12 protein-coding genes are annotated in these 14735 nt (G+C 48.9%); 4 read left to right on the top strand and 8 right to left on the bottom strand.

The features are described 5' to 3' along the window. The first annotated feature begins 176 nt into the window (after window positions 1–176). Window positions 177–1646, top strand: coding sequence for an MDR family MFS transporter (locus ACRYI5_RS06705; protein WP_407879974.1), 1470 nt, complete (start codon window positions 177–179; stop codon window positions 1644–1646). Then, window positions 1646–2332 (top strand): DUF4811 domain-containing protein, encoded by a 687-nt coding sequence (locus ACRYI5_RS06710; protein ID WP_448224727.1) that lies wholly within the window; start codon window positions 1646–1648, stop codon window positions 2330–2332. Before ACRYI5_RS06705 ends, ACRYI5_RS06710 begins: the two co-directional genes overlap by 1 nt. A 70-nt stretch (window positions 2333–2402) precedes the next feature. Here the strand turns inward: ACRYI5_RS06710 and ACRYI5_RS06715 are convergent, their stop codons facing one another. The 4 genes from ACRYI5_RS06715 to ACRYI5_RS06730 are packed head-to-tail and all read right to left on the bottom strand — an operon-like array spanning window position 2403 to window position 7974. Continuing rightward, the gene (locus ACRYI5_RS06715) at window positions 2403–3344 is read right to left on the bottom strand and encodes a Ppx/GppA phosphatase family protein (RefSeq protein WP_448224728.1); all 942 of its coding nucleotides are present in this window, start codon (window positions 3342–3344) and stop codon (window positions 2403–2405) included. A gap of 23 nt (window positions 3345–3367) precedes the next feature. Further along, entirely contained in the window at window positions 3368–5533 is a 2166-nt protein-coding gene (locus ACRYI5_RS06720; RefSeq protein ID WP_448224729.1) for an RNA degradosome polyphosphate kinase, read from the bottom strand. A 12-nt stretch (window positions 5534–5545) separates the two neighbouring features. Next, window positions 5546–7075, bottom strand: a complete 1530-nt coding sequence (locus ACRYI5_RS06725) for a Ppx/GppA phosphatase family protein (protein ID WP_407879967.1) — start codon at window positions 7073–7075, stop codon at window positions 5546–5548. A gap of 11 nt (window positions 7076–7086) precedes the next feature. Next, window positions 7087–7974 carry a polyphosphate kinase 2 family protein gene (locus tag ACRYI5_RS06730; protein WP_407879965.1) on the bottom strand — a complete coding sequence of 296 codons (888 nt, stop codon included), beginning with the start codon at window positions 7972–7974 and terminating at the stop codon, window positions 7087–7089. Window positions 7975–8246: 272 nt separating this feature from the next. Between ACRYI5_RS06730 and ACRYI5_RS06735 the strand changes: the two genes are divergently transcribed. Then, window positions 8247–9053 (top strand): Cof-type HAD-IIB family hydrolase, encoded by an 807-nt coding sequence (locus ACRYI5_RS06735; protein WP_448224730.1) that lies wholly within the window; start codon window positions 8247–8249, stop codon window positions 9051–9053. A gap of 69 nt (window positions 9054–9122) precedes the next feature. On the opposite strand, the gene ACRYI5_RS06740 is transcribed toward ACRYI5_RS06735, so the two are convergent. Then, window positions 9123–9908, bottom strand: a complete 786-nt coding sequence (locus ACRYI5_RS06740) for an alpha/beta fold hydrolase (RefSeq protein WP_448224731.1) — start codon at window positions 9906–9908, stop codon at window positions 9123–9125. Next, on the bottom strand, window positions 9905–10660 hold the full coding sequence (locus ACRYI5_RS06745; protein WP_448224732.1) for a hypothetical protein: 756 nt from the start codon (window positions 10658–10660) through the stop codon (window positions 9905–9907). Before ACRYI5_RS06745 ends, ACRYI5_RS06740 begins: the two co-directional genes overlap by 4 nt. 37 nt (window positions 10661–10697) lie before the next feature. Here ACRYI5_RS06745 and ACRYI5_RS06750 point away from each other — a divergent pair, with 37 nt between their 5' ends. Next, a complete protein-coding gene (locus tag ACRYI5_RS06750; RefSeq protein ID WP_448224733.1) occupies window positions 10698–11603 on the top strand; it encodes a LysR family transcriptional regulator in 906 nt (301 codons plus the stop codon). A 115-nt stretch (window positions 11604–11718) separates the two neighbouring features. On the opposite strand, the gene ACRYI5_RS06755 is transcribed toward ACRYI5_RS06750, so the two are convergent. Beyond that, entirely contained in the window at window positions 11719–13314 is a 1596-nt protein-coding gene (locus tag ACRYI5_RS06755) for an acyl CoA:acetate/3-ketoacid CoA transferase (protein WP_448224734.1), read from the bottom strand. Between the two features lie 84 nt (window positions 13315–13398). Further along, on the bottom strand, window positions 13399–14613 hold the full coding sequence (gene fabV / locus ACRYI5_RS06760; RefSeq protein ID WP_448224735.1) for an enoyl-ACP reductase FabV: 1215 nt from the start codon (window positions 14611–14613) through the stop codon (window positions 13399–13401). Window positions 14614–14735 lie beyond the last annotated feature (122 nt).

Here is a 14735-nt window from a genome sequence, read left to right on the forward strand (position 1 = left end):
CTGCAATCTTTTTTGTGCAACCTTCTCAAACGGTTTCCATCAAGCTATCTACTCATCAATAAATTAGCCACGAACTGCCACTAACATTTTATTAGTCAAAAGCGTATAATTATTCATTGGATTTTTTATTTCTGATTATTATTACCGCACTTTTTTTACGCTAAGGAGGCGTTCTTGTGTCTGAATCATCAACAGAATTTCACGTGGTGGACGCGAACGGCCGGCCGTTTAACCGGCTACTGCTCGTTTTAACCATGTTGATTGGGACCTTTAGTACATTTATCGTCCAAACCACCCTGACCACTGCCTTTCCAACGTTAATGCGGACGTTTAACATCGACGCCGATACCGTTCAGTGGTTGACAACCGGGTTCATGCTGGTCATGGGGATCACGATTCCCATTTCCGCTTTTTTACTCCAGCGGTTTAGTTCGAAGGCGTTATACCTGACGGCGATGGCCATTTTCTTCGCCGGGACATTCATTTGTATGATTGCGCCTAACTTCGGCACGCTTCTAACGGGACGATTGATCGAAGCTGTTGCCGTTGGAATCACTGCCCCAACATTTCAAACAACCATGCTAACCATTTTTCCACCAGAAAAACGGGGGTCCGCCATGGGCCTTGCCGGAATTGTTATCGGTTTAGCACCCGCCATCGGCCCAACCCTGTCTGGGTGGCTGTTATTAAACTATTCATGGCGGTCACTGTTTGTCGTCATTCTTCCGTTCCCAGTAATTGTTTTTATCCTTGCCTTATTCACCATGCGTAAACTCTTCCCAACCCGTCACGCACAGGCAGATTGGCTGTCCGTTCTCCTTTCAACAGTTGGTTTTGGGAGCATGCTGTACGCCTTTAGTAGTGTCGGCTCCAGCTCATGGACGTCACCAAAGGTTTACATCACCTTAATCATCGGGGCAATCTTTGTGGGCCTTTTCGTTTGGCGGTCACTGACCATTGAAAATCCCCTTCTCCAACTGCGGGTCTTTACTTCACCCGTTTACACCCTGTCCGTCATTGAAGTGGCCGTGGTTAACATGGCCATGATCGGGGCGGAAATGGTACTCCCACTTTACATTCAAACGGTTCGTGGCGAATCCGCCTTTCATTCTGGACTGATTTTACTGCCTGGGGCCCTCATGATGGGGATCATGAGTCCCATCACCGGGCGAATTTTTGACCGAATCGGTGCCCGGCGCTTAGCCATCACAGGGATGTTCTTATTGACGGCCGGAACCGCCTTTTTCATGACCTTGACTGAAGACACGCCCATCGTCTTTGTCACCCTGATGTACACGATTCGGATGTTCGGAATCGCCATGGTCATGATGCCCGTCACCACTACCGGGATGAACGCCCTGCCACTCAACTTGATGAGTCACGGAACGTCCGTCAATAACACCGGTCGGCAAGTCTTTTCATCAATGGGAACCGCCATTTTAATTTCCGTTTTGACCAACGTCACTAAATCAAACATGCCGGCTAAAGCCGTGTTGCACAAGACACCACTGGCCTACCGTGACCATGCCATCAGCGCAACGCTCTCCGGTTACCACGCTGCCTTCATGACGGCCACTCTGTTTGCATTAGTTGGTTTAGTTCTCGCATTTTGGATCAAATCTGGGAATTCACGGAGGGTCAACTAATGGTTATCAGTTTACTTGTTATTTCCACCCTCGGGCTCTTTATGAGCATCGTTTTACTCGATAGCGGCGCGATTCGCCACTGTTTGATCGGCCTTTTCTTAATTGGTTTTCTTGGCATGATGGGGTTACTGATTGCTAACGATAACTACCACTACGGTTTGAAAAAAGTTAACACCAGTCAAACGGTCACGCTAGTTTCAAGCGTGAAGGGAAAGCTTCCCGTTAACATGTTGTTGTACCAACCCCTTGGAAACGGGACGGAAAAAGTGTACCTTTACCGGACGAACGCATCCGAAAAAAAGCCTCAACCGATTCCAACGAAAAAAATCACCACGACGGTTCATCAAACAACCGCCTCGGAGGCAACTCTCGTCAAAACGACGACCCGGTGGGAATACAAAAACCACTGGATGAAATTCCTCTTTGCGTTGTCTGGCGAGAAAAACACCGTTCAGCACCACCACTACACGTTTAACGTTCCCGCAACGTGGTTGACTTTGAGCACCGCTCAGGCGAAGCAACTCGCCAAGGTGATGAAGGATCCTGCTAAACAGCAGGCCATCACCGCCACCGTGGCCAAACAGGTCCTTGGCGCCGTTGCGAAAAATCCCCGGCTGACCGCTGCCCAACGCGCTGACGTTCAACAACGGGCGTTAAAGCAGGCACTTGAAGCCGCATTAAACTAGACGTTCATAAACATAAAGGGGCACCCATGAGTAGGTTTTCTACTCATGGGTGCCCTTTTAACATCGTTACTTATTCCACGTTTCGCGCTGCTAAATGTTCATACAGGACGCCTTCGCGGACACCATTTTCAGAAAAAATTACCCGGCCGGAATCTAAGTACCGCATGATGGTCACAATCGGGGCAAGCCCCGCCGCAATAATGTCTGCACGATCCTTTGCCAGACCAGGAATCGCCTTGCGATCCTCAAGGTTTCGTTCAATGATCGTCGCGTACACATCATCCACCTCGGTGACACTCATCCGAAACCCATGAACGTCCTCAAAGTCCGCCACGTGCTTTTGCTTGCGGCGGATTTTGGCAAGCGTTCGGTTCGATCCGCCCAGTGCGACAATGGGTAGATTCAGGCCCCGATGAAGCCACCATATGCCGTTAAACAACCGCTGCATGGTTGTTGTGAGTCGGAACTGATCCACTGCCGCTAAGGGTTCCGTTGTTCCATGCTTCAAAAAGGCCTCCGACAGATTAACGGAGCCAAACGGTAAACTAACCATTTCCTGAGCCCGACCGTTTTGAACCAAGACCAGTTCACAGGAGGCTCCACCCGTGTCGATCAACACGCAATTTGTTACCGGAAGTGTGTTGATGACCCCAAGAAAATCGTAGTGGGCCTCTTCTTTTCCTGTAATCACTTGAATTGTCAGACCGTGCACTTCTGCCTTGATGCGGTCCAAAAATGCCGCCTGATTCGACGCACTCCGGACGGCAGCCGTCGCAACCGCCTTAAGCGTCAGGTTCGGCAATTGCGAATAAACGGCATAAAAGTCTTTCAGTGCCGCAATGGTTCGATCCATTGGCGCTTGTTGCAACGCACCGGTTTGCGCCATCCCTTCGGATAACCGGACAAACTGTTTCGTCATTTGCCCCCGTGTAAACTGACCATCATCGTCAATTTCCGTGATTGTCATCCGACAAGAGTTTGATCCGAGATCAATAACTGCGAAGTTTTCCATGTGGTTTACCCACCCCTTTGTGCTTATTCCTCGTTATTGTGGTGATCACCAGTCAACGTGTCGTCCGTTGGCCGCATCAGTGGTGTAAACGGCGTCTGTGGCTTTGCTGTTTCACGGTCAGCATCCTGTTGAACCTGCTCTTTGGCCGCCTCAATCAAGTGTTCCTGCACATCAAGTAGCGCCAATCCGCGCCGATCCACCTTTGTCCATGTGCCATCCTCATGAAGCACCCTCGTTTTCACCGTGTCGTGCCACATTTGGTTGTAAATTCCGCTCACTTTGGCCTTAATGTCGTCCTGCAAAACAGGGAAAAGTAGTTCCACCCGCCGACTGATGTTTCGCGTCATTAAATCGGCTGATGACAGGTAGATCCGGTGCTCACCATTCGCATAAAAATCGTAAATCCGGCTGTGTTCAAGTAACCGGCCAACCAGTGAATGAACGGTGATGTTGTCGGAAACACCCGGGATTCCAACCTTCAAGCACACAATGCCCCGAACGATCAGATCGATTTTAACGCCGGCTGCTGACGCTGCGTACAACTTTTGGATCATCCCCCGGTCAGACAGAGAGTTCATCTTCATCCGAATGTGCGCTGGCCGGCCCGCCTTTGCGTTATCAATTTCATCATTGATTCGATCATATAAAAAGTCCCGTAACGTGGTTGGTGCAATGGCGACCCGTTCAAAATGATCTGGTTCGCTGAACCCCGATAACATGTTAAACACGTTGGACGCGTCCACGCCCATCAATGGATCGGCGGTAAAGATGCCCATATCCGTGTAGAGCTTAGCCGTGACATCATTATAATTCCCGGTTGCCATGTGCATGTAGCGCTTAATGCCATCCGCTTCTTGGCGGACGACTAGTAACAGTTTGCAATGGGTCTTTAACCCAACAAGGCCGTAAATAACGTGACACCCTTCATGTTCCAGTTGTTGGGCCCACTTCACGTTGTTTTCTTCATCAAACCGCGCCTTTAATTCAACAAGGACCGTCACCTGTTTCCCATTTCGCGCCGCCTGGGCCAAATACTTAATGATGGGTGATTGTGACGAGACCCGGTATAACGTCATTTTGATGGCGAGTGTGTCCGGGTCCGACGCCGCTTGCCGCACAAACCGCACAACCGGTTCGAAACTATCATAAGGGTGGTGCACAAACAAATCCTGTTTCTTAATTGCCGCAAACATGTCCTTCTGCCGCAGTGCTGGTTGAATCGCACCCTTAAACGCCGGGTATAACAGGTCTGTGTGCCCCTTGACCTGCTTAACCAGTTTACTCAAGAACCGTAAATCAATTGGCCCCTTGATGTCATAAACATCCGCCTCCCGGGCTTCCAGATCCTTAATCAACTGTTTCCGCAACTGCTTTGACATGCTGGCGTCAATCTCTAACCGCATCACCTGCGTGTGGTCGCGCAGTGCCAATTCGTGTTCAACTTCCTTGAGCAAGTCACTGGCGTCCTCTTCGGTAACATCCAGATCCATGTCGCGAATAACCCGGTACGTGTGGGCTTCCTTGACTTTAAACCCGGTAAACAGCTCGCCCGCAAAGTGCTTTAAAATTTCTTCAAGGAGAACGAATTCATTGGTCCCAGGAACGGCCACCACCCGGTTAAATGTTCCCGGAACTTGCATGGTGGCAAACCGGTGCTCCTTTTTACCGCTGGCTTCGTCCTTCGTATTCTTGACCAATCGAAAGGCAATGTTCAACGTATTATTGCTAATGAAGGGAAACGGTCGGGAAATGTCCACTGCCATCGGTGTCAAAACGGGGTAAAGGACCTCCCTGAAGTACTGCGTTAAGTAACTCACCTGTGTGGGCGTCAACTCATCGAACAAACGAACGTGCACGCCAATCGCCTCTAGCTGTGGCAGCAATGAACGGTTGAGCGTACTGTACTGTTTTTCGACCAACTGGTGAACCTTGACACTGATCGCCGTGAGTTGATCTGAGGCCGTCATCCCCGACGCATCCGGCTTCACGTAGTTTACATCTTCCATTTTCCGTAAGGACGCAACCCGCACCATGAAAAACTCATCAAGGTTGCTCTGGGTGATTCCTAAAAACCGGGCCCGTTCCAACAACGGGTTGGTCTTATCCCGTGCTTCTTCCAGGACACGATCATCAAAATCCACCCAGCTTAGTTCCCGGTTCACATATAACTCTGGTGTTGTGTAATCCATTGTTTTCTCCCTTTAGAAACGACCTGTCCGTTGCAAGACTGGCGTTAGTCCGTAGATTTCCTCAAAGAACCGGCGCTTTTTATTAAACGTCCAGGTCTCCAACTCAATGTCGTCATTGGCCGTTGCCCGAATTGTGATCGTCGGTTTTTTAATGGAAACACTGATCTTAGAAATCTTGTGTAGCCGGCTGTCATCCAGCGCGTCCGCCAACCGCAAAATCGCAGCCAGCTTGACCATCACCAACCGGTTATTCATCGCAATCCCAAACTGGCTTAAATCCGCAGAGACCGTTTCAGAACTGTGATAACGCGCAATGGCAGCCACTTCGATCTGCTCGTCAGCCCGCAAGCCCAGCATCTCCGAATGGTTAACAATGTACTCCGAGTGAAACGCGTGCTGTTCGCTATCAATAAATAACCCGGTATCCTGAAGAATTGCCGCTAACTGCAACAGCAGCCGTTCGCGAGCCCCGAGCCCATGCAGCTTTTTTAGCCGGTCAAATAGCTGGGTTGCAAACATCACCACCGATTGCTGGTGGGCCTCATCAACATGGAACCTGCGTGCTAGTTCATACGCCGAGCTCAGCATCACCTGACTGATGGCATCGTCATTATGTGCGTGGGTGGCCTGACTGGCCGCGGCATCTAAAACGCAGCCATCAATCAACTTGAAGTCCGTTAGGTGAATCGTTTTCACCTCAAAGTGATCAAAAACTTCGTCCAGCAATAAGAAAAGTGGTAAAACTTCGTTGACTTCCGCGGTCGGCAGATTGCTTTGGTTCAACAAATCTTGCGGCGTCATCTGGATCACCGTTTGAAACTGCTGTTCAAAATCTGCATGACTCAGTTTGACATAGCGTTGATTTGTTGGGATCATCCCCTCCAAGAGGTTCAACTTTGAGCCCATCAAGATAACCTGGTCAAACGTTTGCTCTGGTAAGTATTGGTACAGGCTCACCAATTTAGAATGCAAATAATCGCTGAGCACTTCTTGATACGATTCCACCCGGTGTTCTAACCCCTGCAATTGATTTGCCACCTGGAGTGGCCCCAAAAAGAGCTCACGGGTCAACGTCAACCGCCCATCCACGAAGATCATGAAATGGGCCATGCTAGCACCCACCTGGATCAGGAGCGTCCGGTCACTAATCAACTGGTGGAAGTTTGGCAAGAGATCTGCTGCGGCTTCGTATGAAAAGAGTGACTCTTCATTAACCGTCATAAAGTGAAGCGTAATCCCGGTCGTGATGTAAATATGGTCACGAATATAATCAATGTTTTCGGCCCGCGCAATCGTATGACTTGCCACCAACCGGTAGTTTGTCACGTTGTAGTCCTTTAACAACTGGAGAAAACGTTCCAAAATGGTGACGACATCGTCTGCGCGTTCCGGTTCAATTCGTTTGCCCTCAAATAGATCTGCCCCCAAATAAAGGGGCGCACTCACCCGTTCAAGCACCCGTTGTGTTTTTAATTCCACGATCATCAGCTGCATATCCTGTGCGCTGATCACCATGGCCCCGTACAATTTTTCCTTTGCCATAAGGACAACCCTCAACTATTTTCGTCAGTTTGTAAATGTTCCAAAATTCTGTGTAAGTCTTGCTTTTGTTCTGCTGTGACCGTTGGATACTTCGGATTTAACTCAGCTAAACGGGTGGTTAAAATGTTCGACACCACGACCCGTGAGCACCACTTGGAGTCCGATGGAATGATGTACCAGGGATTATCCTTGGTTGCCGTGTGGTTCAGCATTTCTTCATATGCTTTTTGATAGTCATCCCAGTAGGCCCGTTCTTTAATGTCGGCCGCTGAAAACTTCCAGTTCTTATCCGGAACTTCAATTCGTTTTTCAAAACGCCGCTTCTGTTCGGCCTTTGAATAGTGCAAGAAAAATTTAAGCAGCACAAAGCCGTTATGCTTCAGGTACGTTTCGTAGTGTTTAATGTCGTCATACCGTTCATGGAACAAGGCGGGTGTTACCTGGTCAACGCTCGTAATGCCCGGCAAGTGTTGGGTCGTCAAAATTTCTGGGTGCACCCGGCTGATCAAGACGTCTTCATACTGTGACCGGTTAAAAATCTGAATGCTTCCCCGCCGTGGGAGTGCTGCCGAAATACGCCACAGGTAATCGTGCGCCAGTTCATTACTGGTTGGCTGCTTAAAACTCACCACGGAGGTCCCCTCTGGGTCCAAACCACTCATCACGTGACGAATCATGCTGTCCTTTCCGGCAGCATCCATGCCCTGTAACAGAACGATCACACCATGCGTTGATTGTGCATACAATTTGCTTTGCAGATCGGCAAGTTTTGATAAATTTTCCGCGAGTTGAGCCTGAATGGCTTCTTTTTCCGGCATTGGTTCAGATAAACTTGTCGGTTGCGTTGCTAACACTAATGATTTTTTACCATCGTAACGATACGTTGACTCATAATTCATGGTGGTCGCCCCCATTTTCTTGTTACCCTTATTCTACCGAGTTTCTTAACAAAGATAAATTATAAACAGTGGAAAGTTCGGTCTTTTGTTAATTTAGCTAATTGGCGCCGCCAGCACTTCTTAAATATGCTATTCTAGAATTAGTCGCGTTAAATTCGAGCAAGCACCGGTTTAACCGTTTTGCTCGTTTTAACACAAAAATCGTTGCGTTATCGCTACGCTCAACACCGATTTCGCAAACACCGAACGGTTACCATCAAGGAGGAACCCCCATGATTAAAATGGTTGCGTTGGATCTAGACGGAACGCTACTAACCAGTGATAAACGGATCAGTCCCCGAAATGAAGCAATCTTAAAACACCTTCATCAGCAAGGTGTCAAAATTGTGTTATGCACCGGCCGGCCGATCAACGCCATTTGGAAGTACATCGAACAGCTTGAACTGACAAATGACGAGGATTACACCATTACCTTTAACGGCGCACTGGTGATTCAAAACGTTGGCCATCACGAACTGTTTAAACAGGGGATTAGTAAGCAGGATCTCGCCCTCCTCCATGATTACTGTGCTGATCACGGGTACCCGTTAGATGTACTCGACTTCGACCAAGTTTACCCACTGGCTGACCTGAACCCCTCCATCTATCAGAAAATGTTGAATGCTAACCTCACGTTCACACCAACAGCATTTCCAGACCTTGCCGACCAAACGTACAGCAAGGCGGTCATGGCCCTTGACCCTGCAACATTGGACGACGCAACAACCAACCTCACGGCAGCGATGCAGGCTCAGTACCACACCGTCCGTTCGCAACCGCAAATTCTCGAATTTTTGGCCGCTGGCATGGACAAACACGTCGGTTTAAGCGCCCTGTTAGCCCACTACGGCTGGACGTTTGATAACCTGATGACGTTTGGCGATGCCGAAAACGACCTTGGCATGCTAACGGCCGCTAAGGTGGGCGTCGTTATGGACAACGGGAAGCCTGAGATCAAAGCCGCTGGAACCCACGTCACCGGCAACAATGATGACGACGGCGTGGCCCAATTCCTCGAAACATTTGATTTTACTAAGTAAACCAACAAAAATCGTACGTCACCAGTTAGCGCTGGCGCCGTACGATTTTTTACTGCATTTAAACGGGCCCTACTCATCTGCTAAGAACGTCAGCATCTGGTCATTAAACGCCGCCTGTTGTTCAGCCATGATGATATGCCCAGCCTCAGGTGCAATCCAAAACTGGCCCTTGGGGCAAAGTGCCGCTGACTTTTGGGCGTGTTCCGGATTCCAAAACGGGCTTTCAGCCCCCGCCATAAATAGAACGGGGACGCTCAGTTGCCGAATAACATCACGCCAATCTTGAAACGCATGGTCGTACAGCAACGGTTGGTTCAATTGATAATCAAAGGTCTTTCCCGCTTGCACATCCTTAACAGCCCGATAGGTTTCATCGTCAATTCGTTTAAACGTCGTGTGAACGCGGATCATGGCCGACGCTTCCGTTGGGAAATTGGCCCACGTTAGGTCTAGTAACCCATCCGACCACGTTTCGTCACTAATCATTTTGGGAGATTGATCGACGCTGATCACCTTATGCAGCCGGCGATCACCGTACAGGGAACAGTAAGCCCAAATTGTGGCCGCCCCCATTGAATTTCCCATCACATCCACGTGATCCAGATCCAAATAATCCAGTAACTCGGCGACATCTTTCCCCTGGCGACTCATTCGTAACCCCTTGGTGGTCGTTTCAGACCGCCCGTGGTTGCGCCGGTCCAAGTTAATGACCCGGTAACCGTGACTAACCAACGTTTCGACCTGTGCACGCCAAATTTCCCGATAGCCGGCATACCCCGTCATGATGAGCACTGGTTGCCCCGTTCCAACGTCATCGTAATCTAATTCAATTTGATCACTCGTTTTAAATTTCATTTCATTGCCTCGCTTATTTCAATATCGCGCCGATCCTGACGCTGAACCTGGGTTAGTGGATGCCTGACCGTCATGTTGACCATCCGATGATCCGCCGCGAGTTGAACGTTAATACTGGCAAACTGCCGTAACGGTTCGACGTTTTCCTCAAAGTTTTTCACGTTAACGTCGTGCCATGTCTTGGTCGCTAACGCCGTAAACGCGTCCATTTCTAACTGGTAAACTGCCGGCAAGCCCAACGCGACACACCGGTCCAGGTACCACTGGAAATTAGCCGCCGCAGTGGTCTCAAGAAAAATCGTTTCATCACAAATCTCACGAAAAACGGGTTGCAAAACCATCAGACCCTCAAGGATAATGATATCAGGACAATTAATTAATAATCGTCGTGATTTATTTAAATCATCTTGTTGGTGGTCGTACACCGGTAACGATAAGTTTTGCCGATGACTTACTGCGCGCTTAAAGGCTGTAATTCGGTCGACATCGTACGTTTCTGGAAACCCCTTGCGTGCAAACAGTCCCTGTTCACGCAGCGTTTTGTTTGTCATTAAGAAGTCATCCGTCGAAATTTTACATAACCGCTGTTTTGGCAACAGCTCCGTGAGGACACGGCTCATTTCAGCAGCACACGTCGTCTTTCCAGAAGCGATATTTCCAGTAATTCCAATAATAACCGGACCATCGCCTTGGTGCTGGCGGATAATTTCTGGAACAAGTTCTCGATATAAATGATCTTTTAACGATTTCATTTTGCTTCTCCACTTTAATGAATGAAGGGATTTTTACATGGATATTCATCAAATTCAGTATTTAATTACCATCGTTGATAACGGGTTTAATCTCACTAAAAGCGCCCGGGTCCTGAACGTTTCCCAACCCGCACTCAGTAAACTGATCAGTGAACTAGAGGACACCGAAAGTGTTCAAATTTTCATTCGCAGCAAGGGCCGCATTATTGGACTAACCCCCGTTGGTGAGGATCTCATCAAGCACGGGCGGCTGGTTGCCACGGAGTATCAAGACATGCTGACCAGTATGCGCAACCACGCGACCGCCAAACGTGGGACCGTCAGGATCGGGATCGCGCCGGTCATCATTTCCACCGTTTTCAACCGGGCCATTCCAAAGTTCATTCAAGAAAACCCTGATATTGAGTTAAAAATCGTTGAAAAAGGGGCCTACGAGCTTCAAAAAATGCTCATTTTACAGGAAATTGACCTCGCCGTCCTGGTGGCACCCGCGACCTTTCCGGCCATTAAGGAAGACATCATTTACCGTGACTCCGTTGCCGTGTGGTTCAATAAGTCCCACCGGTTCCATGATTTTCCTGGCGCCATTCCCCTTAAGGAAATTGGGAAGGAGCGCATCGTCACTTTAGATGACAGCTTCATGGTGACGTTCCAAATGAAAAATCGCTTTGCGCAACAACACCTCAACCCCAACATTTTCTTCCAAACAACATCCTGGGACCTCATCCTCAACATGTGTCAGGAAATGCCCGTCGTCGGCATCATCGCCGCCCCAATTGGGGATAACTATGCGGGCACAAACATCGAGCACCGCGACGTTACCCCCGCCTTTCCGTGGAACATCAGCCTGTGCAGTCTCGGCGACGTTTCCCATAACAACCTGGCACGGTACACGCAAAAATGGATCTCCAATTACTTTAAAAACATCCGTTCAAAACCGTGACCACCACACAACTCAACTAAAAACGACTTCGATTGACAGTTTCTTGCCAACCGAAGTCGTTTTTTTTCAGCACTTGACGATCAACACCTTCGTCATGTGCAGTCCAACCGCTTGTCTAAACGGACATCCCGACTGGTTCGCCCGGCTGATTAATCACATCACCCATTAGCGCGTCTTGGAAAATCCGCGCATCCATGTAACTTAGCGTGGGACTAATTTGTGGCTCAAAGTCCATGTGAGCTAAAATATCTCGTTGTAAATCCATCCCCGGCGCAATTTCAATCAGTTCGATCCCGTTGGCAACCAACTTGAAGACGGCCCGTTCAGTGACGTAGTAAACGTTTTGCTGATTGCTGTAAGCAACCGGCCCCGAGAACGTAATCTGTTCCACGGCGTCCACCAGTTTGTTCCGGCGGCCCTCTTGGTCAATGACCAAGTTACCGTCTTGAATGCTTTCCCGTAAGCCGCCAGCGGTAAAGGTCCCCGTGTAAATTACCGTTGGCGTGTTTTGCGTAATGTTCACAAACCCACCGGTTCCGGCAATTTTCGGTCCAAACTTCGAGACATTAATGTTCCCCTTTTGGTCTAGTTCAGCAAGACCAAGGAACGTAATGTCGATCCCACCACCGTCATAGAAATCAAACATGTATGGTTGATCAATGGTTGCTTCTGGAGAAATGGCACACCCAAAGTCACCGCCACCTATTGGTACACCACCAAACGTTCCGGGTTCAACCGTGGTTGTAATGTTTTCAGCAGCACCTTCTTCTTTTAGGACCAGTGACACTGTTTCTGGATACTTCCCGATTCCGTAATTGACGATCTGATCGGTATCCTTTTTAAACATTGCGGCCCGGCGTGCAATCACCTTTTTGGCGTCCAATGGTACGTTAATGGCGCCGGCTGGTTTAATCACATCTTGATTGATGTAGTCCGGGTTGTACTGCGTGGTGTTGCTTTGCATGGTCATCGTTTCATCGGCCGTTTCAACAACGTAGTCCACCAATAGCCCCGGAATACGGATGTCTTTTGGCTTCATTGAACCTGCCTTCAGAACCCGTTTAACCTGGACAAAGACCTTCCCGCCGTTGTTATGCGCCGCCATGGCAATCGACGTCGATTCCAACGTTAGTGGTTCATCATCAAACGTGATGTTCCCATTTTCATCCGCAAACGTTCCCCGTAAAATAGCAACGTTGGGCTTTGGCACCTCATAAGCGAGGTAATCTTCGCCGTGAACCTTAATTTTCGACACCAAATCATGCTTCTTAGCGGCTGCGTTTAGGCGCCCACCCTCAATGTCGGGATCAATAAACGTTCCCAATCCGACCCGGCTAATTTGAATTGGTTTATGTGCCGCAGAATCACGGAAGATTTGGGATAACACCCCTTGTGGGAAGTTATAGGCTTCAAAGTCGTTGGCTTCCACCAGTGGTTCCAACTGTGGCGCTAACCCCCAGTGCCCCCCGACGAGCCGTTTAAGAAGCCCCTTGGCCGCCAAGTTATTGGTTCCCTTTGCGACGCCATCACCAACTCCGGAGGCATGCCACACTTCAAGCGCTTTGGGGTGGCCTTCCGTATCGTAGCGCGCCCGAATTGCCCGTAAGATTTCTTCCGCAACGTCAGAGCCTAAAAAGCCTTCGAGCGCAATCGTTGCGTCATCTGGAATCAGCTTAGCGGCCGCGTTACTATCAATAAATTGAACTGTCATTCTCGCCCATCTCCATTATTAGCAATTTCGTTATCATCATTTTGAGGCGATCATCTGTACCGGTGATCTCCCTAAAACGGTTGATTAGGGTTCAAGGTTTTTCAGTTCTTCAAGGTTAACAACATCTTGGTCAGCACCAGGAACTTCAAACCCGTTTAACTGAAGGAATTCACGCCGGAACTGTGCGTAACCCGTTAAATCAGTGTTAAAGTTTTCTGGCGTAATTTTTGCCATCAAGTCTGTGACCTTCGCTTGAATGTCATCACGCAGTTCCCATGCGTCTGGCCGTAAACGTCCACGATCATCCAGTTCACGTTTTGTACCGTAGACCATGTCACGGAACAACCGGTCCTTGTGCATAATTGGTGTTTCGTGAGTGCCCGTTTCTTCTTCAACTTTATACAATGCCAAGCAGTACAGTGGGAAGATCGGAATCACGACTGAGGCCTTAGTGGTAACCGCCCGTGAAACAGAAATCAGTGCTTCACCATTTAAATCATTGATGTTGTCTTGGATCTTGTGAGACGAAGCTTCAGCAGCGTCCTTAGCAAGTCCCAGTGTTCCTTCATGGTAAAAGGCGTACGTGCTCTTTGGTCCGATGTATGAATACAAAATCGTCTTGAAGCCGCGTGCCAAAACACCGGCCTTTTTCAATTCGTTGACCCACAGTTCCCAATCTTCACCACCCATGACGTGCTTAGTTCCTTCGATTTCTTCGGGCGTTGCTGGTTCAACCGTTTGTTCAAATAACGAGTTCGTTTCTAAGTTAATGTTCTCACCCGTTACCGGTGCGCCCACCGTTTTAATGGCTGACCGCCAAACTTCATCCGGATTATCTGGGTTGGTCCGTTTTGGTGCCGCAACGGAATAAACGAGCAAATCAATTGAGCCACCAAATTCACTCTTGATGTACGCAATCACTTGGTCTTTCATTTCCTGAGTGAAACAATCGCCATTAAAGTTTTTCGCTTTCAGGCCCGCTTTTTCAGCTGCTTCACGGAAATAAATGTTGTTATACCAGCCAGCAGTTCCGAGCATTGAGGCATCCTTTGGCGGCCGTTCAAAGGCAACACTAATTGTGTCGGCGCCTTGACCAAAGGCCGCTGTGATGCGACTGGCAAGGCCATAACTTGATGACCCCCCAATAACCAACGCCTTTTTGGCCCCTTCGTAATGGCCCTTTTCCTGGACATAGGCAATTTGATCAAGGACTTCTTTCTGACACCCATACGGATTAACAGAGCGGGCAACGTTGCCCTTTAATTTTTCAGAGATTTTAACCATTACATCTTCTGACATTTTCAATTCCACCCTTTTTCAATTTATGTCGGTGCGTGCCACCAAACTGTCAGAGTGAAAGTGCCCGCTAATAAACGTCAGTTAGGCCTCTTTGAGCTTTTTGTCCGCACCGCCAGCGATAA

Source organism: Furfurilactobacillus sp. WILCCON 0119 (assembly GCF_053471565.1).